The following is a 25,409-nucleotide window of genomic DNA, read 5'->3' on the forward strand; positions in this document are numbered from 1 at the left end:
ACAAATCTATGTACAGGCTCGAACGGGGATAAAAATTTCGCAAACAACATCATTGCCATCCTTTTCTACGAAATCTTCATTGTAATAAAATCGCTCAATATCGCTGCCGTTCACTCTGGCTAACCCCCTGGCAGGCAACTCTATCAGATAGATGTTCCGAACCCAGTCAGAGTAATGTTCCCAATTTCCTTCATAACGGAAAGAGGCATAAAGTCCTCGGGTCGTTGTCCACTCTTTCGGCATGTCAGCATATTCACATACCGTACCAGCAAAGGTTTCAACTGTGAGTAAATCGACCGACTTTGTTGATGGTTTAAACGTTGAGACGAAATAGATATCCGTCTTAAAATCCTTCATACACTTGGCTAAATGATGACGTCGCAATTTGACTTCTTCATCCGGTGATTTATTCGATATTTCAGTATCATACTTAAATGAATTGCCAAAAATACGTGTTTCAGGGAAATGAATTAATGTGCAATCAGTTTTTGTATGTTGGCGTGCTAAAAATGGAGGGAAGATATTTTCCAGATCCCAATAATCACGGAGCCGGTATTCTCGGGGAGAGCATCCGAATAACTTTTTAAATTCGCGACTGAATGACTGCTGTGAATCAAAATGCAAAGATAGTGCAATATCAAGCATAGATTTCGCTGTGAGTCGGACAAGAATAGCTGCCCGGCAAAGTCTTCGTTTGCGAATGTATTCTCCCAGCGGCACATGCATGAAGTTTCTGAACAGGAGCTGGATATTGCGTCTACTGTAGCCAGATTTCTGTGCGATATCTTCGATTGAGATAGGGTTACCGAGATTGCACTCAATCCACTCCAGGAGTTGCTGCAAAATCTTCTGCCTGATCATAACATTCTCCATTTACCCTTCGCCATTTCGTACATTTTTCGTATGACAAAGGCTATTAGTGTATCAAAAACAGAAAGGTCCGAGGCCAGGCGACTGACAGTATCTCAGATTGTTGACAAATGCTTGTTGTGTATACCGGAACTTATCCAGCCAACAAAATAGCGCAAATTCAATAAATTGCGATTCTCTGGTAGGCATGATAATCATAGCGCATCAGGCAATTTTGTGCTTGTCATCAATCTCATCGTGTCTGCTTCATTTTTCCCATAATAGAGAGATTACAGTCCCCTATTATTAATGAAATTTTTACATAAGTGATATCAAAATCCACATACTAATCTGCGGTCATGTTTTAACGTAGACTAATGATTCATATGTAATGGAGGGACTGCTAGTGGAATTTTCCGTATTAAGCAACAATCTGAAAATGCCGATGATGGGATTTGGTGTTTTTCAGGTTACCGATAAAGAAGTGTGTAAACAATCAGTGTTGAATGCTATCCGAACCGGTTATCGGCTAATCGACACTGCAGCGGTATATGGTAATGAAGACGCCGTCGGCGAGGCTATTCGTGAAGCCATTTCGGAAGGTTTCTGTACCCGCGAGGAGTTATTTATTACTTCTAAATTGTGGGTGCAGGACATGGTTGATCAGGATACGGCAAAAGCAGGTATTGAAGCGTCATTAAAAAAATCGGGACTTGAATACTTTGATCTCTATTTATTGCACCAGGCAATGCGCGATTATTTCAGTGCATGGCGTGCACTGGAAGAGGCTTATGAAGAGGGCAAACTGAAAGCGATTGGGGTTTCCAATTTCTATCCTCATGTTCTGGCAAATTTTTGTGAAACAGTCAGAATTAAGCCAATGGTCAACCAGGTTGAGTTGCATCCCTATTTTGCCCAACCAGAAGCGCTGGCAACCATGAAATACTACAACGTGCAGCCTGAAGCATGGGCACCATTAGGCGGTGGAAGACATAAACCATTTGAAAACAGCCTGCTTCAGGGTATTGCAAATGCTCACCAAAAATCGATTTCTCAGGTAATTCTACGCTGGAATATTCAACGGGGAGTGGTTGTTATTCCAAAATCGACTCATCAGCATCGTATTGAAGAGAACTTCGCTATCTGGGATTTTTCACTGACAGAGAAAGAAATGGCGCAAATAAACTCACTTGATCTGGGGTATGTTGGCGAATCCGTAAAACATTTTAATCCTGAGTTTGTTCGTGGCTGTCTTGGCGTAAAAATACATAACTAATTAGAGTTATCAGAATACTACCTGACCCGCACTCTGAAAATATGACCTATAGCAGGTGTTTTTATATATTTTCTGAAGGCGGGCTCTCTTTATGAAAATAAAAAATACAAACTGAATCGCTTCAGTAAGATAAAATTACAGTTATTAATGGTTGTGTAATTATTGTTAATAATTTCATTTATACTCATTTGGTGGACTGTTTTAACAGATACCAAATGAGTATCTCTAAATGGGTGTTTAAGATAAATTCGATTGGATTCATGACGTTATTATATCGAATGCATGATTCCGTATTGTTAGTGGCGATCATTATAAAAATGTGAGCGACGCCGAAAGAAATAAAATTAGCTATTGCATCCAGGTATCCAATGATGGATTATTGATTTGTCATACAAATAAGTTTGAATTTGTATTCTGCTACCCAATAAAAAAGCCGCCATTTTTATTGATGTCTGATAACCCGGAAGGAGTGGTTGCGATCAGGCATAAATAGAAATGAAGCAATGGAGTATTGGTTGTGAATGTAAATTTCTTTGTTACCTGTATCGGTGATGCCCTGAAATCAAGGATGGCACGTGACTCCGTGCTGCTCCTGGAAAAACTCGGCTGTCGCGTAAATTTTCCTGAGAAACAGGGATGCTGCGGTCAGCCTGCGATCAATAGTGGTTATATCAAAGAAGCGATCCCAGGAATGAAAAATCTGATCGCTGCACTTGAAGATAACGACGATCCCATTATTTCTCCCGCCGGTTCCTGCACTTACGCCGTAAAAAGTTACCCAACATATCTGGCTGACGAACCAGAATGGGCATCACGTGCAGAAAAGGTCGCCGCGCGTATGCAGGATCTCACTTCTTTTATTGTCAATACACTTGGGGTCGTTGATGTAGGCGCCAGCTTGCAAGGGAGGGCGGTATACCATCCATCCTGTAGTCTGGCCCGTAAGTTGGGCGTGAAGGATGAACCACTTACGCTGCTAAAAAATGTACGCGGACTGGAGCTGTTGCCCTTTGCCGAACAGGATACTTGCTGCGGGTTTGGCGGTACGTTCTCGGTCAAAATGGCCGAAATTTCCGGCGAGATGGTGAAAGAAAAGGTTTCACACCTGATGGAGGTCTGTCCTGAGTATTTAATTGGTGCCGACATTAGTTGCTTGCTGAATATAAGTGGGCGATTACAACGGGAAGGGCAGGAAGTCAAAGTGATGCATATTGCTGAAGTGCTGATGAGCCGCTGAGGGTATAAAGATGTCGATCAAAACCAGTAATACAGAATTCAAGACACGCATCCGTCAGCAAATTGAAGATCCGATCATGCGCAAAGCGGTGGCAAACGCGCAGCAGCGTATTGGGGCAAATCGGCAAAAAATGGTCGATGAATTAGGTCACTGGGAGGAGTGGCGCGATCGTGCCAGCCAGATACGTGATCATGTTCTGAGTAATCTTGACGCTTATCTGTACCAGCTCTCCGAAAAAGTGTCGCAAAACGGCGGTCACGTCTATTTTGCAAAAACCAAAGAAGACGCTACCCGCTACATTTTACAGGTCGCCCAACGCAAAAATGCCCGGAAGGTGGTGAAATCTAAATCGATGGTGACCGAAGAGATTGGCGTCAATCATGTGTTGCAGGATGCTGGCATTCAGGTGATTGAAACCGATCTGGGTGAATACATTCTTCAGTTGGATCAAGATCCGCCATCTCATGTTGTGGTCCCGGCTATCCATAAAGATCGCCACCAGATCCGCCAGGTACTACACGAACGTCTGGGCTATGATGGCCCGGAGACGCCTGAAGCGATGACCTTATTCATTCGTCAAAAGATCCGTGAAGATTTCCTCAGTGCCGAAATCGGTATAACCGGCTGTAATTTCGCGGTAGCAGAAACAGGTTCGGTATGCCTGGTGACCAATGAAGGCAATGCGCGAATGTGTACCACGCTACCTAAAACGCACATCGCGGTGATGGGGATGGAGCGTATTGCCCCCACGTTTGCCGAGGTTGATGTATTGATCACCATGCTGGCGCGTAGTGCCGTTGGCGCACGTTTGACGGGATACAACACCTGGCTGACAGGGCCGCGCGAAGCGGGGCATGTGGACGGGCCTGAAGAGTTTCATCTGGTTATTGTTGATAACGGGCGTTCTGAAGTGCTGGCCTCTGAATTTCGGGATGTGCTGCGCTGTATTCGCTGCGGGGCCTGCATGAATACTTGTCCGGCATATCGCCACATTGGAGGTCACGGATACGGATCTATTTACCCAGGGCCAATCGGCGCGGTGATTTCTCCGCTACTTGGCGGCTATAAAGATTTTAAAGATTTACCCTACGCCTGCTCTTTATGCACGGCCTGTGACAGCGTGTGTCCGGTGCGTATTCCTCTGTCAAAACTGATTTTGCGCCATCGTCGAGTGATGGCTGAAAAAGGGATCACCGCAAAAGCAGAGCAACGGGCGATTAAAATGTTCGCTTATGCCAATAGTCATCCGGGATTGTGGAAAGTCGGAATGATGGCAGGCGCTCATGCGGCAAGCTGGTTTATCAGTGGCGGCAAAACACCACTCAAGATCGGTGCGATTAGCGACTGGATGGAAGCCCGCGATCTTCCTGAAGCTGACGGCGAGAGTTTCCGTAGTTGGTTTAAGAAACATCAGGCACAGGAGAAAAAGAATGGATAATCGAAGCGAATTCTTGCAAAACATTGCTCAGGCACTGGGGCGTCCGTTGCGACTTGAACCGCAAACAGAAGATGCACCGCTTAACAACTATGCAAACGAGCGTCTTACTGAACTTAACCAGCAACAGCGCTGTGACGCGTTTATCCAGTTTGCCAGTGATGTCATGTTGACGCGTTGTGAACTGATCAGCGAGGCGCAGGCCGCGGATGCTGCATTACGCCTGTGTAAAGAGCTGGGAGATCAGTCGGTTGTGGTTAGTGGCGACAGGCGACTGGAAGAACTGGGGATCAGTGAACGTTTACAGCAGGGATGTAATGCCGTCGTGTGGGATCCGCTGAAAGGTGCCGAGAATATCTCGCAGGCAGAGCAGGCTAAAGTTGGCGTAGTTTATGCTGAATATGGCTTAACAGAATCGGGAGGCGTGGTGCTTTTTTCCGCTGCTGAGCGTGGACGCTCGTTGAGTTTGCTCCCTGAGTCCTCAATTTTTATCCTGCGCAAAAGCACCATCCTGCCACGCGTGGCGCAACTCGCAGAAAAATTGCATCAGAAAGCGCAGTCCGGTGAACGTATGCCGTCCTGCATTAACATCATTAGCGGTCCTAGTTCAACGGCGGATATTGAGCTTATCAAAGTCGTCGGGGTTCATGGCCCGGTGAAAGCGGTATACCTGATTATTGAGGATTGCTGAGAGGGAGTAACATGAGAGTTACCTCACGTTTTTATAGTAGGATTCGGTCCCATATCAATACGGTAACTCTCAACCTTGCAAAGCCTACAATCAAATCAAGTCGCGACTGAATTTTTAGCTCTCGGCGGCATTCCATTCGCCACAAAATACGCAGCCGTGCTTTTCGCCAATCATAATTGATGCATCCACCACGCGCAGGCCCTCCAGTTCGTATACGGCCCGCCGTCTCGTCGTAGTCTGTTCTGTACGCATCGCACGGGGGAAAGGCGGTTTCGGTGCAATTACGCACAAGTTCGTTGAGCTGTTCATCGGTCTGACAATCGACACACAGGGAATAGTGTGATGTTCCAGGACGTGCATAAAACTGCGCCATCTCTGCATATGGTACGGGAATCATTGAACCACTGTAGAATTTTATGCATATATTATATATAGTTGTAACTTCATATCTTGTAATTCCTCTTAGTCACTTGTAAATCTTATATTCTATTAATTAACGATTTTATATGAATGAAAGCTGAATGGATTCAGTCTTATGCGCATATATATTTATTGATAAGACAATTCTTATATTTAAATACCTAATTAGAGTTATCACTTTCGTTGGTTATATATTATGGGTGTAATGCCTGCTCCTTGTTTATGTTTTGAGTTGATTTGAGCTTTCAGATACATATAATGCGCATATGTTTGAGACTGGGTGCTAATGTAAGGGTAAAGTTAAGATTGTTAATTTGAAATAGGTGTCCGGTAGTAAGTTAATCTATTATTACTCTCTGAACTGCATACCCAGGTATGTGGTTATCAATGTTATGCGATTTTTTTGAATTTATATATGCCATGAACAGTAACCGGGATGGCATTTTATGCGTTGCTGTTTATGCAATCTTGGTTTTATTTGGATGTATTGCTGGAGATTGTGATGAATAAAATATATCGGCTAAAGTGGAACAGGTCCCGTAACTGTTGGAGTGTCTGCTCTGAACTGGGAAGCAAAATAAAAGGAAAAAAGTCCCGGGCTGTTTTAATTAGCGCGATAAGTTTATATTCATCTCTGGCGTTCTCTGGTGATTTCATCGTGAACGAGGATAAGACCGTTGATTACGGCAAAGCCGATCAGAACATCGATTACCGTATTACGGTGACTGATAATGCTAATCTGGTTATTAACGTAACAGATACTTCCCGTCCTCGTTTTACTCTCGCTTCTAATGGTGGGCTGGATATCACCGGAGGGAAAGTCTATATCAATGGTCAGCTTGACGTACTGTTGAAGGGTACGGGTTTCCTGAACGTCTCCAATGCTGGTAGTGAGTTGTATGCTGATGATTTATATGATTCAAACTCCGGCTCCTGGCATGATCGTGGCTATTTTAATGTCTCCAATGGCGGCAAAATCCATGTTAAGGGCACCAGTCGTCTGACTTATACGCAGGGAAATGTCAGTGGTGAAGGTAGCCAGGTAAATTCCGAAACCTTCTTTATGGGCGTTTTCAGCAGTTACGGTGGTGATCAGTACCTGTCAGTTAATAACGGCGGTGAAGTTAATGCCAGGAAGCAAATTAGCCTGGGCTATTATAATCAAAACTCCGATACAACACTTGCCGTTTCGGAAGGTGGTAAAATTTCTGCGCCGACTATTAGTTTAAGCACCAACTCTGAGTTGGCGTTAGGTGCCCAGGAAGGGAGTGATGCGAAAGCAGCAGGGATTATTGATGCCGAAAAAATTGAGTTTGTCTGGGCTTCGACATCCGATAAGAAAATCACCTTAAACCACACGGATAAAAACGCGACTATTTCCGCGGATATTGTCAGTGGCAGCGAGGGCCTGGGCTATATCAATGCGCTCAATGGCACGACTTACTTAACCGGTGATAACTCTGCCTTTAGCGGTAAAGTCAAAATTGAGCAAAATGGCGCTTTAGGGATCACTCAAAATATAGGTACAGCAGAAATCAACAACCGCGGGAAATTACACCTGAAGGCTGACGATAGCATGACCTTTGCCAATAAGATTTCCGGCAACGGTACAATAAGTATCGACGGTGGGACGGTGGAGTTGACCGGCAATAACTATGCATTCTACGGATATATTGATGTTGCTTCTGGTGCTGTCGCGGTTATTTCTGAAGATAAGAACATCGGCCGTGCAGAGCTGGATGTTGATGGCAAATTGCAAATTAATGCCAACAAAGATTGGGTATTTGATAACGATCTTGAAGGTAGAGGCATTGTTGAAATAAACATGGGGAATCACGAATTCTCCTTCGATGAGTTTGCTTATACAGACTGGTTCCAGGGTTCACTGGCGTTCCAGAACACGACATTTAACCTGGAAAAGAATGCTGAGTTTCTGCAGAAAGGCGGGATCACTGCGGGTCAGGGAAGCCTGGTAACAGTGGGTAAGGGCGCTCACTCCATTAGCACTTTGGGATTCTCCGGCGGAACCGTTGATTTTGGTGCCCTGATAGCAGGTGCACAGATGACAGAAGGGACGGTCAACGTTAGTAAAACGCTGGATCTGCGCGGCGAGGGTGTGATTCAGGTTTCTGACAGTGACGTTGTCCGCTCAGTATCTCGTGATATTGACTCCGCGTTATCGCTTACTGAAGTTGATGATGGTAACAGCGCCATTAAGCTGGTTGATGCGCAAGGTGCGGAAGTTCTGGGGGATGCGGGCAACCTGCAATTGCAGGATAAAAATGGGCAAATTCTCTCCAGCAGCGCCCAACGTGATATTCAGCAGAATGGACAAACAGCGGCCGTCGGCACTTACGACTATCGTCTGACGAGTGGGGTAAACAATGATGGCCTGTATATCGGCTATGGCCTGACGCAGCTTGATTTGCAGGCGACCGACAGCGATGCCCTGGTGCTGAGTGCAAACGGTAAAAGCGACAATGCCGCCGATCTCAGCGCAAAGATTACCGGCAGTGGTGACCTGGCATTCAGCAGCCAGAAAGGTCAGACCGTATCGCTTTCTAACAAAGACAACGACTATACCGGTATTACCGATCTGCGCAGCGGGACGCTCTTGTTGAATAACGATAACGTGTTGGGTAATACCCGTGAACTGCGTCTGGCGGCAGAGACTGAACTGGATATGAATGGTCACAGCCAGACCGTGGATACGCTCAATGGGAGCGCCGATTCGCTGCTGAACTTAAACGGCGGGAGCCTGACTCTTGCCAACGGGGGGACTTCAGCCGGTTCGTTAACGGGTAACGGGGAGCTGAATATTCAGGACGGCACGCTGGACCTTGCGGGCGATAACAGCAACCTGACGGCTAATATGAATATTGCTAGCTCGGCTAATGTTCTGGTAAGTCATGCACAGGGATTGGGTAGCGCAAATGTTGAGAACAACGGCACCCTGGTATTGAATAATAGCGCTGAAAAAAGAGCGGCTGTGCCTGTGAATTACACCCTGGGCGGCAACCTGATCAACAACGGTACGCTGATGACCGGAGAGTCTGGACAGCAAGCGGGCAACGCGTTAGTGGTGAAGGGGAACTACCATGGTGATAACGGCCGACTGGTGATGAATACGGCACTGAATGGCGATGATTCAGTGACGGATAAACTGGTTGTTGAGGGCGATACCAGCGGCACGACTTCCGTTACGGTGAATAACGCTGGTGGTACAGGCGCTAAAACGCTTAACGGTATTGAACTTATCCATGTTGATGGTAAGTCTGAGGGGGAATTTGTTCAGGCGGGACGTATCGTTGCGGGCGCATATGACTACACTCTCGCGCGTGGTAAGGGGGCAAACAGCGGAAACTGGTATCTGACCAGTGGTGGTGATTCAGCTGAACCGCAACCGGAGCCAGAGCCGATGCCGAATCCGGAGCCTAATCCGACTCCGACTCCGACTCCGACTCCGACTCCGACTCCGACTCCAGAGCCGACGCCGGGTCCGGATCTGAATGTGGATAATGACCTGCGACCGGAGGCGGGTAGCTACATCGCGAACCTTGCAGCAGCGAATACCATGTTCACTACGCGTCTGCATGAGCGTCTGGGTAATACGTACTATACCGACATGGTGACGGGTGAGCAGAAACAAACCACTATGTGGATGCGCCATGAAGGTGGTCATAATAAATGGCGCGATGGCAGCGGCCAGCTGAAAACCCAAAGCAATCGCTATGTTCTGCAACTGGGAGGCGACATCGCGCAGTGGAGCCAAAACGGCAGCGACCGCTGGCATGTTGGGGTCATGGCGGGATATGGCAACAGCGACAGCAAAACCATTTCCTCGCGAACCGGTTATCGTTCAAAAGCGAGTGTGAATGGATATAGCACTGGCCTGTATGCCACCTGGTATGCTGATGACGAATCGCATAATGGCGCGTATCTCGACAGTTGGGCGCAGTACAGCTGGTTTGATAACACAGTGAAAGGTGATGATTTACAAAGTGAATCCTATAAATCAAAAGGATTTACCGCTTCACTGGAAGCTGGATACAAACACAAATTAGCTGAATTTAATGGCAGTCAGGGAACGCGTAATGAATGGTATGTTCAGCCGCAAGCACAGGTTACCTGGATGGGAGTCAAAGCCGATAAGCACCGCGAAAGCAATGGGACTCTCGTTGATAGCAGCGGTGACGGCAACATTCAGACTCGACTTGGTGTAAAAACCTGGCTGAAGAGTCATCATAAAATGGACGACGGTAAATCCCGCGAGTTCCAGCCATTTGTGGAAGTGAACTGGTTGCATAACAGTAAGGATTTCAGCACCAGCATGGATGGCGTGTCAGTCACTCAGGATGGCGCCCGAAATATTGCCGAGATAAAGACGGGTGTTGAAGGACAGCTAAATGCCAACCTGAATGTCTGGGGAAATGTGGGCGTTCAGGTTGCTGATAAGGGATATAATGACACCTCTGCAATGATTGGCGTTAAGTGGCAATTCTGATCTGAATAATAAGTAAAAGGAGAGAGCCGAATGGGTACCAATTCGGCTCTCTGTGTCATTTTCTTGCAGTCAGCTTTTCCTGCCAGAGTGAAGACAAGCAGATTAAGCTGGCGCACAAGATTTAATCAAGGTGTGTTCAATGGCTTCGCATGATTTGAGTGTTTTTTTGGAAGAGTTCGGCGCAACGGTTAATTTGACGTTGCCTGGTATTGTGTCCGAAAAAGAACGGCTTTTACTCAAGCTGCTAATGGAGGGGATGTCGGTTACAGAAATCTCACAGTACAGAAATCGCAGTGCAAAGACAATTTCACATCAAAAGAAGCAGTTGTATGAGAAATTAGGCATCCAGAGTGATATTACCTTCTGGCGGGATATCTTTTTTCAGTATCACCCGCAGGTAACCACTGCTACGGGAAATAAAAATAAAATTTATCTTCCTGACAACCGTTGTCACCATATTGTCACACCTGAAGCCATCAGTCTGGCGCTGGAAAACCATGAATTCAAACCGTGGATCCAACCGGTATTTTGTGCTCAGACAGGGGTACTGACAGGTTGTGAAGTGCTTGTTCGTTGGGAACATCCGCAAACGGGAATCATCCCGCCGGATCAATTTATTCCTCTGGCGGAGTCATCTGGTCTTATCGTCATAATGACCCGCCAGTTGATGAAACAGACTGCGGATATTCTGATGCCGGTAAAACATTTGCTGCCGGACAATTTCCATATTGGTATCAACGTCTCGGCGGGCTGTTTCTTGGCTGCGGGATTTGAAAAAGAGTGTCTGAACCTGGTTAAGAAATTAGGTAACGATAAAATCAAGCTGGTTCTTGAGCTGACGGAACGTAACCCTATTCCGGTAACGCCAGAAGCCAGAGCGATATTTGATAGCCTTCATCAGCACAACATTACCTTTGCGCTGGATGATTTTGGTACGGGTTATGCGACCTATCGTTACTTGCAGGCGTTCCCGGTCGATTTTATTAAGATCGATAAGTCATTTGTGCAAATGGCGAGCGTGGACGAAATCTCCGGTCATATTGTCGACAATATTGTCGAACTGGCGCGTAAACCTGGTCTGAGTATCGTGGCTGAAGGGGTGGAAACTCAGGAACAGGCGGACTTAATGATCGGTAAAGGCGTTCACTTTTTGCAGGGCTATTTGTATTCTCCGCCAGTACCGGGTAATAAATTTATCTCTGAATGGGTAATGAAAGCAGGTGGTTGATCTAAACCGCTATTCACAACGCATCGGGAGGTTGAGTGGTATCAATTCTCCCGATGCAGTAAATCCTGATAGATCCCCGTTAATATGCCATTTGGCGCAAATTGTTTTTTAATCCACTGCGTGACCTGACCCGTAGCAGAATGCTGAGTCGCCAGTAACATGCGCGAATCCTGGCGCGGATTATGGATTTGTCGGGTAACCAGCAGGGATTGCGCCATCGCCTCACGGACCATGTAATCCGGCAAAAAACCAATCCCTTCACCTAAAATCTGGCACTGGCATTTGGTGTTGAAATCCGGCACCAGAATCGACTCCTGCCCGTGCAGCAACCAGCCCACCTTTTTATTAATCGTATGCGCGGTGTCTTCCACCATGATATTGGGGTAGAGACGTAGCTGACTTTCAGCGATCGGCTCTGGTACAAAGGCTAACGGGTGATCCGGGGCAATGGCAAAAGCCCAGCGAATCGCGCCAATTTCAGTGTAATCAATACCGCCACCGTCCAGCAGCGTGTCGGGCGCGCCGATGGCGATATTTGCCTGATTATTAATAATCGCATCCCAGACGCCGTTATACACTTCGGTCGTCACGGTAATCTGGCAGGTAGGAAACTGCTTTTTCAGCACCTGTAATAAGCGCGCGGTGTGTTTGGGCGTATAAAGCAGCTGATTTATACAAATGCGCACACGCGCTTCTATGCCCTGCGAAATAGTATCGATGCTGCGTTTGATGGCATGAAAATCATTCAGCAGGTCGGTAGCTTTGCGGAAAAAATAACGCCCGGACTCGGTTAACTCAATGCTGCGGGTGTTACGAGTGAACAGCACCACATCCAGCCCCGTCTCCATACGCTTGATGGTGTAGCTAATGGCGGAAGTGGTTAAACCCAACTCTTCTGCCGCTTTACTGAAGCTGCCAAAACGCGCAGCGGTAGTAAATGCCAACAGATTCTCTTCGGTAAAAATTGAGTTCATTAAACCATTCCCGCCATTATCTACTATGAATTTCTCCAGCTATGACTGTAGAGGTATCGGTTAAAGATAGATAATCATTTTTGAATAACTTTTAATACCCGTCGCGTTTAGTCGTCGCTTCGCTTAATTTTTGTCCGCCATATTCTGAAATTATCCCCACGCAGTTACCCGCCAGAAAACCCAGTAACGTTACCGTCCAGTTCATCCCGCTGGCAAAAAACAGCGTCATGCCGAGAAAGCCACCGGGAATAAAAGACAGTAACCAGAAACGCCCTTGCCAGACCACCACCGCCGAGAAGGGTACAGTCGTAATCACGCTCGCCCAGAACGCGGACAGCCCACTCACCGAGGCCAGCCAACCGGCAGCCAGCGCGGCGAAAAACGCCCACACCATCCCGGAATAATTAACCGCCAGACTTCTGATAAACCCCGATTTACCGCCGCCTGCGGCATAAAAACTGCAAAAGGCGACGAACCCTATCGTACCTAATAATTCCCATCCCTGAGAAAGCCCAACATGTGAAGACACTAACTGCCAAAGCCCTGCACAAACACCGACGGTTATACCCGTTGCAGTGAGTCCGTTCATCTTGTTCCCCTCTGGTTAGACATGGACGAAAGCTGCGCTTACATGTGCAGACTATAGAGAAATAAAACCTGATTGAGTGAAAGGGTATCGGGTCAAAGAAACAAATATTGCACTACCGCACACTGCGAAAAGATTGTTGAACATCATTCAACAAAAAGGCGAAATACGGCGAATTAAATTTAAGCGGGTTCTTTTATCAGATTATCGTTGCTATTCTCAATTCATCGAAAACAGCCACAAAAACCAGGGGAATGTGAATGACTATAAAAAATCTACCTGCCGACTATTTATTGGCTGCACAACAGGGCGATATCGATAAAGTAAAAACCTGTCTTGCGCTGGGTGTCGATATTAATACCTGCGATCGCCAGGGGAAAACGGCAATTACGCTGGCAAGTTTATATCAGCAATATGCTTGTGTTCAGGCATTAATTGATGCCGGGGCGGATATTAATAAACAAGACCTGACATGTTTAAATCCTTTTTTAATGAGCTGCCTGAACGGTGATTTAACGCTGCTACGAATTATTTTACCGGCTAAACCAGACCTTAATTGCGTCACCCGTTTTGGCGGCGTTGGCCTGACGCCTGCCTGTGAAAAAGGTCATTTAAGTATTGTGAAAGAACTTTTGGCGCATACGGAGATTAACGTTAACCAGACCAACCATGTTGGCTGGACGCCGCTACTGGAAGCGATTGTGCTTAATGATGGCGGGATTAAACAGCAGGCGATTGTCCAGCTATTGCTGGAACACGGGGCCAGCCCGCACATGACGGATAAATATGGCAAAACGCCGCTGGAACTGGCGCGGGAACGCGGTTTTGAAGAGATTGCGCAGTTGCTGATTGCCGCAGGCGCATAAACCAGGAGGCTGGCTATCGACACACCAGAAAGACGGTGTGTGTGGGCGCTAACTGCGGATGCGGATTTTCAGGCGCAGCGGGGGAAAGGACAGGTTGAACAGGTCTTTGCCAGAGCGGTAAATATCGCATTCCCGGCTCGCCAGCAGTTGCTGACGCTGCTTTGTGAAGAGTACGACAATGCGCCAAACAGTTGTCGGTTGGCACTCACTCACTTTGATGGTCTGTTCCGGCATGGTGATAAGGTTCAGTTTGACGATCAAGGCATTACGGTTGGTCAACATCTTCATATAGAGATGAGTCGATGTCAGCGTTGGCTGTCCCCAACCTTGCAAATGACCGCTCTGAATTTTCACCTTATCGCCTGGCAACAGTGGCACGACATTATTCATCAGCACCTGGGGGAAAATGAAACCCTGTTTAATTATCGCGGCGATAATCCGTTTTATCAGGCATTAAATAAAGAATTACATATTAAACGACGGGCAGTTATTCAGGCAGTAAACGATAAACAAAATATCGCCTCAGCGGTCGCCAGTATGATGGGCTTAGGGATTGGCCTTACGCCATCAGCCGACGATTATTTAACAGGGCTGGCGCTTATTTTATTTATATCCGGGCATCCGGCGGAAAAATACAAAGAGGAATTTTATCTCGGTCTGCAACGCGGCAAAAATAATACCACGTTATTAAGTGCCATAACGCTGGAAGCCGCATTACAACAACGCTGCCGGGAAAATATTCATCGTTTTATACACGACATTATTTATGACATCCCTGGGAACGCAACTCAGGCAATAGAAAAAATTAAACATATTGGCTCCAGTTCCGGCTGCGACATGCTGTATGGCATGGCCGATGGTTGTGCGCTGAGCCAAACCTACGGAGGGAATTATGTCAGTTAAAATAGTCATTAAACCGAATACCTATTTTGATTCTGTCTCGCTGATGTCTATCTCCACGCGTGCAAATAAACTCGACGGCGTCGAGCAGGCATTTGTGGCGATGGCGACCGAAATGAACAAAGGCGTACTGAAAAATTTAGGGCTGCTGACGCCGGAGCTGGAACAGGCGAAAAACGGCGACCTGATGATTGTCATCAACGGCAAAGCGGGCGCGGACAACGAGCAGTTGCTGGTGGAGATTGAAGAGTTGTTCAACACCAAAGCGCAAAGCGGCTCGCACGAGGCACGTTACGCCACGATTGCCAGCGCCAAAAAGCATATCCCGGAAAGTAACCTGGCAGTGATTTCGGTCAACGGTCTGTTTGCCGCTCGCGAAGCGCGTCAGGCGCTGCAAAACGACCTTAACGTGATGCTGTTTTCCGATAACGTCTCGGTTGAAGATGAACTGGCGCTCAAGCAACTGGCCCACGAAAAAGGGCTGCTGATGATGGGGCCAGACTGCGGTACGGCGATTATTAACGGCGCGGCGCTCTGTTTTGGCAACGCCGTGCGTCGCGGCAATATCGGTATTGTTGGTGCATCCGGCACTGGTAGCCAGGAACTGAGCGTCCGTATCCATGAATTTGGCGGCGGCGTTTCGCAACTGATCGGCACCGGCGGGCGCGACCTGAGCGAGAAAATCGGCGGCCTGATGATGCTCGACGCTATCGGGATGCTGGAAAACGATCCGCAAACTGAAATCATTGTGCTTATCTCCAAACCGCCAGCGCCTGCGGTGGCCCGCAAAGTGCTGGAACGTGCGCGCGCCTGCCGCAAGTCGGTAGTGGTCTGCTTCCTCGGTCGTGGCGAAACGCCGGTTGACGAGCAGGGACTCCAGTTTGCCCGCGGCAGCAAAGAAGCGGCGCTGAAAGCAGTGATGCTCTCCGGCGTGAAACAGGAACATCTCGACCTGCATACCCTGAACCAGCCGTTGATTGCGGATGTGCGTGCGCGTCTGCAACCGCAGCAGAAATACATTCGTGGCCTGTTCTGCGGCGGCACGCTGTGTGACGAAACCATGTTCGCGGTGATGGAAAAACACGGCGATGTCTACAGCAACATTCAGCCCGATCCTGAATTCCGCCTGAAAGATATCAACCGCAGCATCAAACACACCTTCCTCGACTTTGGCGATGACGACTTCACCAACGGCAAGCCGCATCCAATGATTGACCCCACCAACCGCATCAGCCGCTTGATCGAAGAAGCGCGCGATCCAGAAGTGGCGGTGATCGTGATGGATTTTGTGCTCGGATTTGGATCGCATGAAGATCCGGTCGGCTCCACCATCGATGCGATCAAAGAAGCGAAAGCGATCGCCGCTGCCGAAGGACGCGAGTTGATCATTCTCGCTTATGTGCTGGGCACCGATCTCGATACGCCATCATTAGAACAACAAAGCCAGATGCTGCTTGATGCCGGAGTGATTCTGGCCAGCAGCAGCACCAATACCGGATTGCTGGCGCGTGAATTTATCTGCAAAGGGGAGGAAGCCTGATGAGCCAGTCACTGTTTAGCCAACCGTTGAACGTTATTAACGTCGGTATCGCCATGTTTAGCGATGACCTGAAAAAGCAGCATGTAGAAGTGACCCAACTCGACTGGACGCCGCCGGGGCAGGGCAATATGCAGGTGGTGCAGGCGCTGGACAACATTGCCGATTCACCGCTGGCGGACAAAATCGCCGCCGCTAACCAGCAGGCGCTGGAGCGCATTATCCAGTCGCATCCGGTGCTGATTGGTTTTGATCAGGCGATTAACGTGGTGCCGGGCATGACGGCGAAAACCATTCTTCACGCCGGGCCGCCGGTTACCTGGGAAAAAATGTGCGGCGCGATGAAAGGCGCGGTCACCGGGGCGCTGGTGTTCGAAGGGCTGGCGAAAGATCTCGATGAGGCGGCTGAACTGGCGGCTTCCGGGGAGATTACTTTCTCGCCGTGCCACGAACATGACTGCGTAGGTTCGATGGCGGGCGTCACCTCTGCCTCGATGTTTATGCACATCGTAAAAAACAAAACCTACGGCAACGTCGCTTACACCAACATGAGCGAGCAGATGGCGAAGATTTTGCGCATGGGCGCTAACGACCAGAGCGTGATTGACCGCCTCAACTGGATGCGCGATGTGCAGGGGCCAATGCTGCGCGACGCCATGAAAATTATCGGCGAGATCGATCTGCGCTTAATGTTGGCGCAGGCGCTGCATATGGGCGATGAGTGCCATAACCGCAATAACGCCGGGACGACGTTGCTGATTCAGGCGCTGACGCCGGGGATTATTCAGGCAGGTTATTCCGTGGAGCAACAGCGCGAAGTGTTTGAGTTTGTTGCCAGCAGCGACTACTTCTCCGGCCCGACGTGGATGGCGATGTGTAAAGCGGCGATGGATGCGGCGCACGGCATCGAATACAGCACCGTGGTGACCACCATGGCGCGTAACGGCGTCGAGTTTGGCCTGCGGGTCAGCGGATTACCGGGACAATGGTTTACCGGCCCAGCGCAGCAGGTGATCGGCCCGATGTTTGCCGGTTATAAGCCGGAAGATTCGGGGCTGGATATCGGCGACAGCGCCATCACTGAAACCTACGGCATTGGCGGATTTGCTATGGCGACCGCGCCCGCAATCGTCGCGCTGGTGGGCGGTACGGTGGAAGAGGCTATCGATTTCTCCCGTCAGATGCGCGAAATCACCCTTGGCGAAAACCCCAACGTCACCATTCCGCTGCTCGGTTTTATGGGCGTGCCGTCGGCAATCGACATCACCCGCGTGGGTAGCAGTGGCATTCTGCCGGTGATCAACACCGCCATCGCCCATAAAGATGCGGGCGTCGGCATGATTGGCGCGGGCATTGTGCATCCACCATTCGCCTGCTTCGAGAAAGCCATTCTTGGCTGGTGCGAACGTTACGGCGTCTGAACTGTAAAGTGCGCGTTGTTTCTGCCGGATGCGGCGTGAACGCCTTATCCGGCCTACGAATGGCGCAAGAATCTGTAGGCCTGATAAGCGTAGCGCATCAGGCATTTGTCACCACTGCCGGATGCGGCGTGAACGCCTTATCCGGCCTACGGATGGCACGAGAATTTGTAGGCCTGATAAGCGTAGCGCATCAGGCAGTCTGGCGTTGGTCATAACCTCATCACCCTCTGTAGCGGACATAACAACATGAAAGAACTTGTGGTCGTTGCCATTGGTGGCAACAGCATTATCAAAGATAACGCCAGCCAGTCGATTGAGCATCAGGCGGAGGCGGTGAAAGCCGTCGCCGATACGGTGCTGGAAATGCTGGCTTCCGATTACGACATTGTGCTGACCCACGGCAACGGGCCGCAGGTCGGGCTGGATTTACGCCGTGCGGAGATTGCCCACGAGCGCGAAGGGCTGCCCTTAACGCCGCTGGCGAACTGTGTGGCAGATACGCAAGGCGGCATTGGTTATCTGATCCAACAGGCGCTGAACAACCGGCTGGCGCGTCACGGCGAGAAAAAAGCCGTCACCGTGGTGACTCAGGTGGAAGTGGATAAAAACGATCCGGGTTTTGCTCATCCCACCAAGCCCATCGGTGCATTCTTCAGTGAAAGCCAGCGTGACGAATTACAAAAGGCTAACCCTGACTGGCGTTTTGTTGAAGATGCCGGACGCGGCTATCGCCGCGTGGTCGCCTCGCCGGAACCGAAACGTATTGTCGAAGCACCAGCCATTAAGGCGCTGATCCAGCAAGGTTTTGTGGTGATTGGCGCGGGCGGCGGCGGAATTCCGGTGGTGCGTAGCGAAGCAGGGGATTACCAAAGCGTGGACGCGGTTATCGACAAAGATCTCTCTACCGCGCTACTGGCTCGCGAAATTCACGCCGACATTCTGGTGATCACCACCGGCGTGGAAAAAGTGTGTATTCACTTTGGCAAGCCGCAGCAGCAGGCGCTGGATCGCGTAGATATTGCCACCATGACCCGCTATATGCAGGAAGGGCATTTCCCGCCCGGCAGCATGTTGCCAAAAATCATCGCCAGCCTGACATTCCTGGAACAGGGCGGCAAAGAAGTGATTATCACCACGCCGGAATGCCTGCCTGCGGCGCTGCGTGGCGAAACGGGCACCCATATTATTAAAACGTAAGGACGTAAGATGAAAGAAAGCAATAGCCGCCGTGAGTTTCTGAGCCAGAGCGGTAAGATGGTCACCGCCGCTGCGCTGTTTGGTACGTCTGTGCCGCTCGCCCATGCGGCGGTTTCTGGCACTACAAACTGCGAAGCGAACAACACCATGAAAATCACTGACCCGCATTACTATCTCGACAACGTGCTGCTGGAAACTGGATTTGACTACGAAAACGGTGTGGCGGTGCAGACCCGCACGGCGCGCCAGACCGTAGAGATTCAGGACGGCAAAATTGTTGCCCTGCGCGAGAACAAGCAGCATCCGGACGCCACGCTGCCGCACTATGACGCTGGCGGTAAGCTGATGCTGCCCACCACCCGCGACATGCATATTCATCTCGACAAAACCTTTTACGGCGGGCCGTGGCGCTCGCTCAATCGCCCGGCAGGCACCACCATCCAGGACATGATCAAGCTCGAGCAAAAAATGCTGCCGGAGCTGCAACCCTACACCCAAGAGCGGGCGGAAAAACTGATCGATTTATTGCAGTCGAAAGGCACCACCATTGCCCGCAGCCACTGCAATATCGAACCGGTTTCCGGCCTAAAAAATCTGCAAAATTTGCAGGCGGTGCTGGCGCGACGTCAGGCGGGCTTCGAGTGTGAAATTGTCGCCTTCCCGCAGCACGGTTTGCTGCTGTCGAAATCGGAACCCTTAATGCGCGAAGCGATGCAGGCAGGGGCGCATTACGTCGGTGGGCTGGACCCAACCAGTGTTGATGGCGCGATGGAAAAATCCCTCGACACCATGTTCCAGATTGCGCTGGACTACGACAAAGGCGTCGATATTCACCTGCACGAAACCACTCCGGCAGGCGTAGCAGCCATCAATTATATGGTTGAAACGGTGGAGAAAACGCCACAGCTGAAAGGCAAACTGACCATCAGCCATGCCTTTGCGCTGGCAACGCTCAACGAGCAGCAGGTAGATGAACTGGCGAACCGGATGGTGGCGCAGCAAATTTCTATCGCCTCGACGGTGCCGATTGGCACGTTGCATATGCCGCTCAAACAGCTCCACGACAAAGGCGTAAAAGTGATGACCGGCACCGATAGCGTTATCGACCACTGGTCGCCTTACGGCCTGGGCGACATGCTGGAAAAAGCCAATCTGTACGCGCAGCTCTATATTCGCCCTAACGAACAGAACCTCTCCCGTTCGCTGTTTTTAGCCACTGGAGACGTATTGCCGCTGAATGAAAAAGGCGAGCGTGTGTGGCCAAAAGCGCAGGATGACGCCAGCTTTGTGCTGGTGGACGCCTCCTGTTCCGCCGAGGCGGTGGCGCGTATTTCGCCGAGAACGGCAACGTTCCATAAAGGACAACTGGTGTGGGGGAGTGTGGCAGGTTGATACGCATTTGATATGTCTGCAACGGTGAATAGTAAGAGATTTAAGCCCCAGGGAGTGGGGCTGCTTGGATATGGGGTTGTTGGCCTTGATTCTCCTGAGCCGGAGACATTGTGTGTGGCACCGCTAACCACACAGTAAACCTTACGAGCTGCCTTAAGCATCCGGCAACGCATAACACTTCACCGGTTTACCGTCTTTCATTTCCACCAACATGCGGCTGGTCTGCAACGGCTTGTCCAGCATATTTTGCTGGAATTGGTCGAACGCCATGCGGGCTTCCTTAATTGCGACTTTTTGCGGCATTAAGCGGTTACTGCTCCATTTTCGCAAAATGACTTTATTGGCGCTGGTGGTATTCGCTTGTTCCGCTACGGCGCCGATGCTATCAATTCGTGACTGTAATTGTTTTTCTACCTTGCTGATAACCGTATCGAACTGCGCATAATGATGTTCTATAGCCTGCTGACGGCGTTCTACCAGCATCGTCTGACCCTCACTATGGCTGACCAGATGTAATGCTTGCCCGCGTACTCTCATCGCTAAATCCCACTCCATCGTCCGTTCTTCAATAATTTTTTGTTGCGCCTGAATTTTACTGGTGATGGTTGCGCTACTGAAAAAACTGCCGTCATTTATAGAGGCTACCTTCTCGCCAGCAAAGGCAATATCCGTCAGCAGATGATCCTGGAGTGTTGAAAAATCCTTTTCGATAGCTTCAAGTATTTGCCGTATTTCTGGCGAAGATTGCCCCTCAATGACGACAGGCGTGATTTGCTGTAAATACTGAATAGCGCCGACAATTTCAGATTTGCGGGCATTGTTCTGGAACGCAGAAATCTCCCGAATACTTTCAATTATCTGCGTCAGTTTATTGCTGATATCTGCCAGATGTTTTTGTGCCAGTATCGCCGAAGCGACATTCAGTAATATGCTGGCGTTGACTAATTGATTCAGTTTGTCAGGGTTCAGCAAAACTGCGTGCGCTTTAATTCCTTTTTCCCCGAGACTGAAGCCACGATATCCCGAGCTATCTTTCACTTTCGCCAGTGCGCCATCAATAATGACTTCCATATAGTGATGACTGGCGATATGGGCGGCGGTGGCGAGCGAAGGAAGCGTCTGTAAGAGTGGGCCTAACCGTGAAATTTCAGTAATGTCATGCCGTACCAGAGTGTCGGGGTGGGTAATTTCATTTAAAGCGATAGACGATACAGTTAAAACGTGCTGCGACTTTTCATTTTCAAACACCCAGCGATTGTCATAGTTTGCGGTTGACATTGCCGTTGATGATACCGATTCGCTCAGACGGTGATGGCGGGAATTTTTTAAGCGAATCCAGGCAATTTGCACTACACAGGGCAAGGTGATTCGGAACGCCGGGTTGGAAATATCATAAGCGGTATATAAACCGGTGAGGGCTAACCCGACAGGACCGGTGAGAACGCCCAACACGCGACCTATCCCCAGACCCGCAATTAGCGGGAGTGCCTTCCCCGTGGCGATCTGCGCCAGACCGCTTGCTACCATTGCCGCACGTTGCAAAAGTGGCAGCTCCATACGTGACAACTTATCCAGGCTAATACTGGTGTTAATTCCCATATCACGGAGAAGCTGACGGCGATCGTCATCTGACATTTTGTTCCAGGATGACGCGAAAACGGCATCGATAATCAGTGATTCTTTTTCTTTTACCGGGGCATTTTTCGCGACTTTAATTTTCAGATGGCTGGCGACATCGTCAACAATTTCGCTATAGCTAACGCCATTGCGTCGGAACAGATTCATTACGGTGTTACCGCCAAAATGTTGCAGTTCGCGAATCAGCAAACGCAATGTTTCCTCATCAACAGCTTCGCTATTTTTACCATCGCGCAAGGCCTTTTTAACGCGGTCAGACTGGGAAAAATTAAATTTTCCGTCTGGGGTAATGTAATCAATCAGCAGATCGATATCGTTTTTGTCGGCATTCAGTAGCAGAGCAACCAGCGTTTCGTCGCCCTTAATGTCAATCTCACTCATTTAATTGTCTCGTTGAATAGTGACTGGACGTTATTAGAAGCAGCGCGCCCTACGAAAAAGTTTCATACGTAAGTCTGGCGGTGAAAAAAATAAAATCCCCAATCTTTGTGCCATAAAGCATAAATTCTGTGAATTATTTTCACCAAGCAGTTTAAATTTCTTACGTATGCGTGTGATCAATGTTTTTGTGAGATATATAACGTTTTATTGATGTAAAAATCGAGACTTTTCCTATAATGAGCAGGCGATTTTTTTCCTTGCTGGTGATGTTCTGCCCTGCAAATTTCTTTTCCTTCACTCAAGGTATTTAGATGTTTTCGCTGACTTCGTTCCTCGACACGTTAACCTCTGTTAATCCAGAAAATGTGCCGATTTATGTCGCTATTGTGGTTGGGGTTTTGTTGTTGGGTTTCATTGTCCGTTACGCTATTCCTTCATTTAGGGTTTCAGCGCGCTTTAAACAAAAAGCGAAAGCAATTCGGCAACTTGGCAATGAAAAACCGGCACAACAACTCGAAAAATTAGACGCGTTATTCTCTGATAAATTTTTTGCGCATCCCTGGCGCGAATTTAAAGAGTCTCTACATCGTCAGTTTGAGTTTGACGAAAACAGCGGGCAAAAAAAAATTAGCGCCATCCGCTCAACGGCTCCGTCGTCAGCATGGTTTACGGAACCGTTATTAGTCGAAATTCCTCTCTATACGGAAGCGTTTAAACATCTCCCTGGCATCCTGACCGGAATTGGGATCATCGGCACCTTTTCGGGACTGATGATTGGTTTGCACCATTTTGACCCCAGCACGCCAGAGCAGGTCAGCGCCAGCGTCGCTAACCTTTTACGCGACGTTCTGTATGCGTTCTTAGGTTCGGCGTTTGCTATTACGTTCTCCATTCTGGTCACCATGTTTGAAAAGTGGCGACTGGCGCAATGCTATAAAAACCTGGAACTTCTTACCGCCAGCATTGACCAGCTTTTTGAGGGCGGCGTCGGTGAAGATTACCTTTCGCAACTTCTTTCCAGTACTAAAGAAAACACCACCCATGCGCGGCAACTTAAGGATGGTCTGGTCACTGACCTGCGTGAAATGCTGCAAAACCTGGTGGATAGCCATGTGCGGGAAAATCAAAAGCTGGCAGAGACATTATCAACAACATACCGCGAGTCAGGCCAACAGTTTGCTGAACAGGTCAGTGGTGCTATCGAAACCAGTCTGAAAAATCCGCTGGATAAAATTGCTGGTGTGGTGCAAACCGCCTCCGGCGACCAGAGCCATCGTGTGCAGTCGATGCTGGAGAACGTCCTGACCGCCTTTATGAGCAAAATGGATAACACCTTTGGTCAGCAATTCACCACCATGCAGGAGATGATGGGGCGTTCTGTGGAAGCCATTCAGTCTATGCAAAGCGGCTTCTCAACGTTGTTGCAGGATATGCGTCAGGCCGGGGATGACTCACGTCAGGGCAGCGCGCAACTGATCTCTCAACTGTTAAGCGAAATGAAAAGCGGTCAGCAGGAGATGCAGGCTGGGATGAATGAGATGCTGCGCAGCTTGCAGGAATCCGTTGCCCGTATTGGCGCAGAAGGTGAGGGCGCGGGCGAACGGATGGCGCAACAACTGGAAAAAATCTTTGCCGACAGCGAAGCGCGTGAAAAAGCGATGGCGGAACAGATGCGCGCGTTTATTGAGGCTATCCAGTCCAGTGTTCAGCACGGGCAAAATGAAACCATGGAGAAAATGGCGGCTTCCGTGGATACGCTTGGCAGCCATATGGCGACGCTCTTTGCACAACTGGAAAATGGTCAGCAGCAACTTAATCAGCAGCAAAACCAGGCGCAAAATTTGCTGATAGGCAATATGAGCAAAGGTGTCGAAACGCTGACGCAAAACCTGGCGGGTGTATTCAGCCAACTGGAGTCTGGGCAAAAACAGATGAGCCAGACTCAGGAACAGGGGCAACGCGTGCTGCATGAAGAAACTCAGCAGCTTCTGGCACGTAGCGAAGCGCGTGAGCAGGCGGCGGCTGAGCAACAACAACAGTTTATGGCGTCGTTACAGCAAACCATGCATTCCGGTCAGGATGCCCTGCGAGAGAAAATGACCAGCGGTATCGATCACCTGGGTAGCCAACTTGGCAACCTGTTTGGGCAACTGGAAGAAGGTCAGAAGTCGCTCAGTCAGCAACAGCAATCGGCGCAGAGTGCGTTACAACAGGAAGCGCAGCGAATCATTGGTCAGCTTGAAAGTCAGGTTGAGTCGCTGATGCAGATGCTGCGTGAACAGCAATCTGCTTCTGGCGATCTGCTGCAACAGATGGCGCAAAACACCACGCGCCATCTGGAAGAGATACAAACAGGAGCCGATAAAATGCGCGTGGCTGCCGACCGCTTTGAAGCTGCGGGCGATCGTGTTGCTGAGGCTAATCAGTTAACTGCTGAGGTGCTCAATGGCACGCAACAGGCGGGACGCACGCTTTCCAGTGCCAGCGCGGAGTTGGGGGCATTGATTGCCGATTATCGTAATACCCGTGAAGTCGTGGCGAATGCCATAACGGCACTCGAAACGCTGATTAACCGTAGCCATGATGAACAATCATCCCGCAGCCGTTTTGTTGATGATCTGAAAGCGTATTCGGAACGCCTGCAACAATATAACCGTGAGGCTCAGGAGTTCCTGCATAACATTGCCGAGGTGATGGGAACCAGTTTTGAATCCTTTACGACCGGGGTGGAAAACGGCCTGAATCGTTCACTGCAGGAGATGGATACGCAGCTGACTAAAGCCGCGGGAGCCTTAAGTTCTTCGGTTGAGATTATTGGTGAAAGCGTGGATACGCTGGAAACAGTACTCCGTCATCGTCGCGCGTAAGGAACAGGCT

The 25,409-nt window shown here is 49.3% G+C and carries 17 protein-coding genes and 2 pseudogenes; 14 read left to right on the plus strand and 5 right to left on the minus strand.

Annotation, left to right across the window (positions count from 1 at the left end; genetic code table 11):
• Positions 1 to 6: 6 nt before the first annotated feature.
• Positions 7 to 861: a helix-turn-helix domain-containing protein gene (locus D9734_RS19260; protein WP_130209766.1), complete on the minus strand. Its 855-nt coding sequence runs from the start codon at positions 859 to 861 to the stop codon at positions 7 to 9.
• Between the two features lie 394 nt (positions 862 to 1,255).
• Here D9734_RS19260 and D9734_RS19265 point away from each other — a divergent pair, with 394 nt between their 5' ends.
• The 4 genes from D9734_RS19265 to D9734_RS19280 all read left to right on the plus strand — a co-directional run bounded on the left by D9734_RS19265 (position 1,256) and on the right by D9734_RS19280 (position 5,488).
• The gene (locus D9734_RS19265) at positions 1,256 to 2,125 is read left to right on the plus strand and encodes an aldo/keto reductase (RefSeq protein WP_130209768.1); all 870 of its coding nucleotides are present in this window, start codon (positions 1,256 to 1,258) and stop codon (positions 2,123 to 2,125) included.
• Positions 2,126 to 2,642: 517 nt separating this feature from the next.
• Positions 2,643 to 3,362 (plus strand): (Fe-S)-binding protein, encoded by a 720-nt coding sequence (locus D9734_RS19270; protein WP_130209770.1) that lies wholly within the window; start codon positions 2,643 to 2,645, stop codon positions 3,360 to 3,362.
• A gap of 10 nt (positions 3,363 to 3,372) precedes the next feature.
• Positions 3,373 to 4,800 carry a LutB/LldF family L-lactate oxidation iron-sulfur protein gene (locus D9734_RS19275; protein WP_130209772.1) on the plus strand — a complete coding sequence of 476 codons (1,428 nt, stop codon included), beginning with the start codon at positions 3,373 to 3,375 and terminating at the stop codon, positions 4,798 to 4,800.
• Positions 4,793 to 5,488, plus strand: coding sequence for a lactate utilization protein C (locus D9734_RS19280; RefSeq protein ID WP_130209774.1), 696 nt, complete (start codon positions 4,793 to 4,795; stop codon positions 5,486 to 5,488). Before D9734_RS19275 ends, D9734_RS19280 begins: the two co-directional genes overlap by 8 nt.
• A gap of 95 nt (positions 5,489 to 5,583) precedes the next feature.
• On the opposite strand, the pseudogene D9734_RS19285 reads toward D9734_RS19280, so the two are convergent.
• A pseudogene (locus D9734_RS19285) lies at positions 5,584 to 5,813 on the minus strand (choline dehydrogenase); the annotation flags it as partial.
• A 597-nt stretch (positions 5,814 to 6,410) separates the two neighbouring features.
• Between D9734_RS19285 and D9734_RS19290 the strand changes: the two are divergent.
• Both D9734_RS19290 and D9734_RS19295 read left to right on the plus strand, forming a co-directional pair.
• Positions 6,411 to 10,412, plus strand: a complete 4,002-nt coding sequence (locus D9734_RS19290; protein ID WP_130209776.1) for an autotransporter outer membrane beta-barrel domain-containing protein — start codon at positions 6,411 to 6,413, stop codon at positions 10,410 to 10,412.
• A gap of 139 nt (positions 10,413 to 10,551) precedes the next feature.
• Positions 10,552 to 11,640 carry an EAL domain-containing protein gene (locus tag D9734_RS19295; protein ID WP_130209778.1) on the plus strand — a complete coding sequence of 363 codons (1,089 nt, stop codon included), beginning with the start codon at positions 10,552 to 10,554 and terminating at the stop codon, positions 11,638 to 11,640.
• Between the two features lie 41 nt (positions 11,641 to 11,681).
• On the opposite strand, the gene D9734_RS19300 is transcribed toward D9734_RS19295, so the two are convergent.
• Together D9734_RS19300 and D9734_RS19305 are read right to left on the minus strand one after the other, a co-directional pair.
• Positions 11,682 to 12,614, minus strand: a complete 933-nt coding sequence (locus tag D9734_RS19300; RefSeq protein ID WP_001084383.1) for a LysR substrate-binding domain-containing protein — start codon at positions 12,612 to 12,614, stop codon at positions 11,682 to 11,684.
• 91 nt (positions 12,615 to 12,705) lie between these two features.
• Positions 12,706 to 13,203, minus strand: coding sequence for a DUF1097 domain-containing protein (locus D9734_RS19305; RefSeq protein ID WP_130209780.1), 498 nt, complete (start codon positions 13,201 to 13,203; stop codon positions 12,706 to 12,708).
• 257 nt (positions 13,204 to 13,460) lie between these two features.
• Between D9734_RS19305 and D9734_RS19310 the strand changes: the two genes are divergently transcribed.
• From D9734_RS19310 to D9734_RS19340, 7 genes and pseudogenes are all read left to right on the plus strand, one after another.
• Positions 13,461 to 14,066 carry an ankyrin repeat domain-containing protein gene (locus D9734_RS19310; RefSeq protein ID WP_130209782.1) on the plus strand — a complete coding sequence of 202 codons (606 nt, stop codon included), beginning with the start codon at positions 13,461 to 13,463 and terminating at the stop codon, positions 14,064 to 14,066.
• Positions 14,067 to 14,105: 39 nt separating this feature from the next.
• The gene (locus tag D9734_RS19315; RefSeq protein WP_130209784.1) at positions 14,106 to 14,969 is read left to right on the plus strand and encodes a DUF2877 domain-containing protein; all 864 of its coding nucleotides are present in this window, start codon (positions 14,106 to 14,108) and stop codon (positions 14,967 to 14,969) included.
• Entirely contained in the window at positions 14,959 to 16,506 is a 1,548-nt protein-coding gene (gene fdrA / locus D9734_RS19320; RefSeq protein ID WP_130209786.1) for an acyl-CoA synthetase FdrA, read from the plus strand. The genes D9734_RS19315 and fdrA overlap by 11 nt, the downstream gene beginning before the upstream one ends.
• Positions 16,506 to 17,924 (plus strand): DUF1116 domain-containing protein, encoded by a 1,419-nt coding sequence (locus D9734_RS19325; protein ID WP_130209788.1) that lies wholly within the window; start codon positions 16,506 to 16,508, stop codon positions 17,922 to 17,924. Before fdrA ends, D9734_RS19325 begins: the two co-directional genes overlap by 1 nt.
• Positions 17,925 to 17,947: 23 nt before the next feature.
• A pseudogene (gene yahH, locus D9734_RS19330) lies at positions 17,948 to 18,121 on the plus strand (protein YahH); the annotation flags it as partial.
• 49 nt (positions 18,122 to 18,170) lie between these two features.
• Positions 18,171 to 19,121 carry a carbamate kinase family protein gene (locus tag D9734_RS19335; RefSeq protein ID WP_000661631.1) on the plus strand — a complete coding sequence of 317 codons (951 nt, stop codon included), beginning with the start codon at positions 18,171 to 18,173 and terminating at the stop codon, positions 19,119 to 19,121.
• A gap of 9 nt (positions 19,122 to 19,130) precedes the next feature.
• Entirely contained in the window at positions 19,131 to 20,513 is a 1,383-nt protein-coding gene (locus D9734_RS19340) for an amidohydrolase family protein (protein WP_130209792.1), read from the plus strand.
• Between the two features lie 153 nt (positions 20,514 to 20,666).
• On the opposite strand, the gene D9734_RS19345 is transcribed toward D9734_RS19340, so the two are convergent.
• Positions 20,667 to 22,532, minus strand: a complete 1,866-nt coding sequence (locus D9734_RS19345) for a YaaW family protein (protein WP_130209794.1) — start codon at positions 22,530 to 22,532, stop codon at positions 20,667 to 20,669.
• A gap of 311 nt (positions 22,533 to 22,843) precedes the next feature.
• On the opposite strand from D9734_RS19345, the gene zorA1 reads away from it, so the two are divergent.
• Positions 22,844 to 25,399, plus strand: a complete 2,556-nt coding sequence (gene zorA1 / locus D9734_RS19350) for a type I Zorya anti-phage system protein ZorA1 (protein WP_130209796.1) — start codon at positions 22,844 to 22,846, stop codon at positions 25,397 to 25,399.
• The last annotated feature ends 10 nt before the right edge of the window (positions 25,400 to 25,409 follow it).

The organism is Escherichia sp. E14S1 (assembly GCF_004211995.1).
GTDB lineage: Bacteria > Pseudomonadota > Gammaproteobacteria > Enterobacterales > Enterobacteriaceae > Escherichia.

What these genes read in the sequence shown, in the direction of transcription:
- D9734_RS19345 (WP_130209794.1), bottom strand. Translation starts at nt 22,532, where the DNA reads ATGAGTGAGATTGACATTAAGGGCGACGAAACGCTGGTTGCTCTGCTA.
- D9734_RS19260 (WP_130209766.1), bottom strand. Translation starts at nt 861, where the DNA reads ATGATCAGGCAGAAGATTTTGCAGCAACTCCTGGAGTGGATTGAGTGC.
- fdrA (WP_130209786.1), top strand. Translation starts at nt 14,959, where the DNA reads ATGTCAGTTAAAATAGTCATTAAACCGAATACCTATTTTGATTCTGTC.
- D9734_RS19325 (WP_130209788.1), top strand. Translation starts at nt 16,506, where the DNA reads ATGAGCCAGTCACTGTTTAGCCAACCGTTGAACGTTATTAACGTCGGT.
- D9734_RS19305 (WP_130209780.1), bottom strand. Translation starts at nt 13,203, where the DNA reads ATGAACGGACTCACTGCAACGGGTATAACCGTCGGTGTTTGTGCAGGG.
- D9734_RS19340 (WP_130209792.1), top strand. Translation starts at nt 19,131, where the DNA reads ATGAAAGAAAGCAATAGCCGCCGTGAGTTTCTGAGCCAGAGCGGTAAG.
- D9734_RS19335 (WP_000661631.1), top strand. Translation starts at nt 18,171, where the DNA reads ATGAAAGAACTTGTGGTCGTTGCCATTGGTGGCAACAGCATTATCAAA.
- D9734_RS19275 (WP_130209772.1), top strand. Translation starts at nt 3,373, where the DNA reads ATGTCGATCAAAACCAGTAATACAGAATTCAAGACACGCATCCGTCAG.
- D9734_RS19295 (WP_130209778.1), top strand. Translation starts at nt 10,552, where the DNA reads ATGGCTTCGCATGATTTGAGTGTTTTTTTGGAAGAGTTCGGCGCAACG.
- D9734_RS19290 (WP_130209776.1), top strand. Translation starts at nt 6,411, where the DNA reads ATGAATAAAATATATCGGCTAAAGTGGAACAGGTCCCGTAACTGTTGG.
- D9734_RS19300 (WP_001084383.1), bottom strand. Translation starts at nt 12,614, where the DNA reads ATGAACTCAATTTTTACCGAAGAGAATCTGTTGGCATTTACTACCGCT.
- zorA1 (WP_130209796.1), top strand. Translation starts at nt 22,844, where the DNA reads ATGTTTTCGCTGACTTCGTTCCTCGACACGTTAACCTCTGTTAATCCA.
- D9734_RS19310 (WP_130209782.1), top strand. Translation starts at nt 13,461, where the DNA reads ATGACTATAAAAAATCTACCTGCCGACTATTTATTGGCTGCACAACAG.
- D9734_RS19280 (WP_130209774.1), top strand. Translation starts at nt 4,793, where the DNA reads ATGGATAATCGAAGCGAATTCTTGCAAAACATTGCTCAGGCACTGGGG.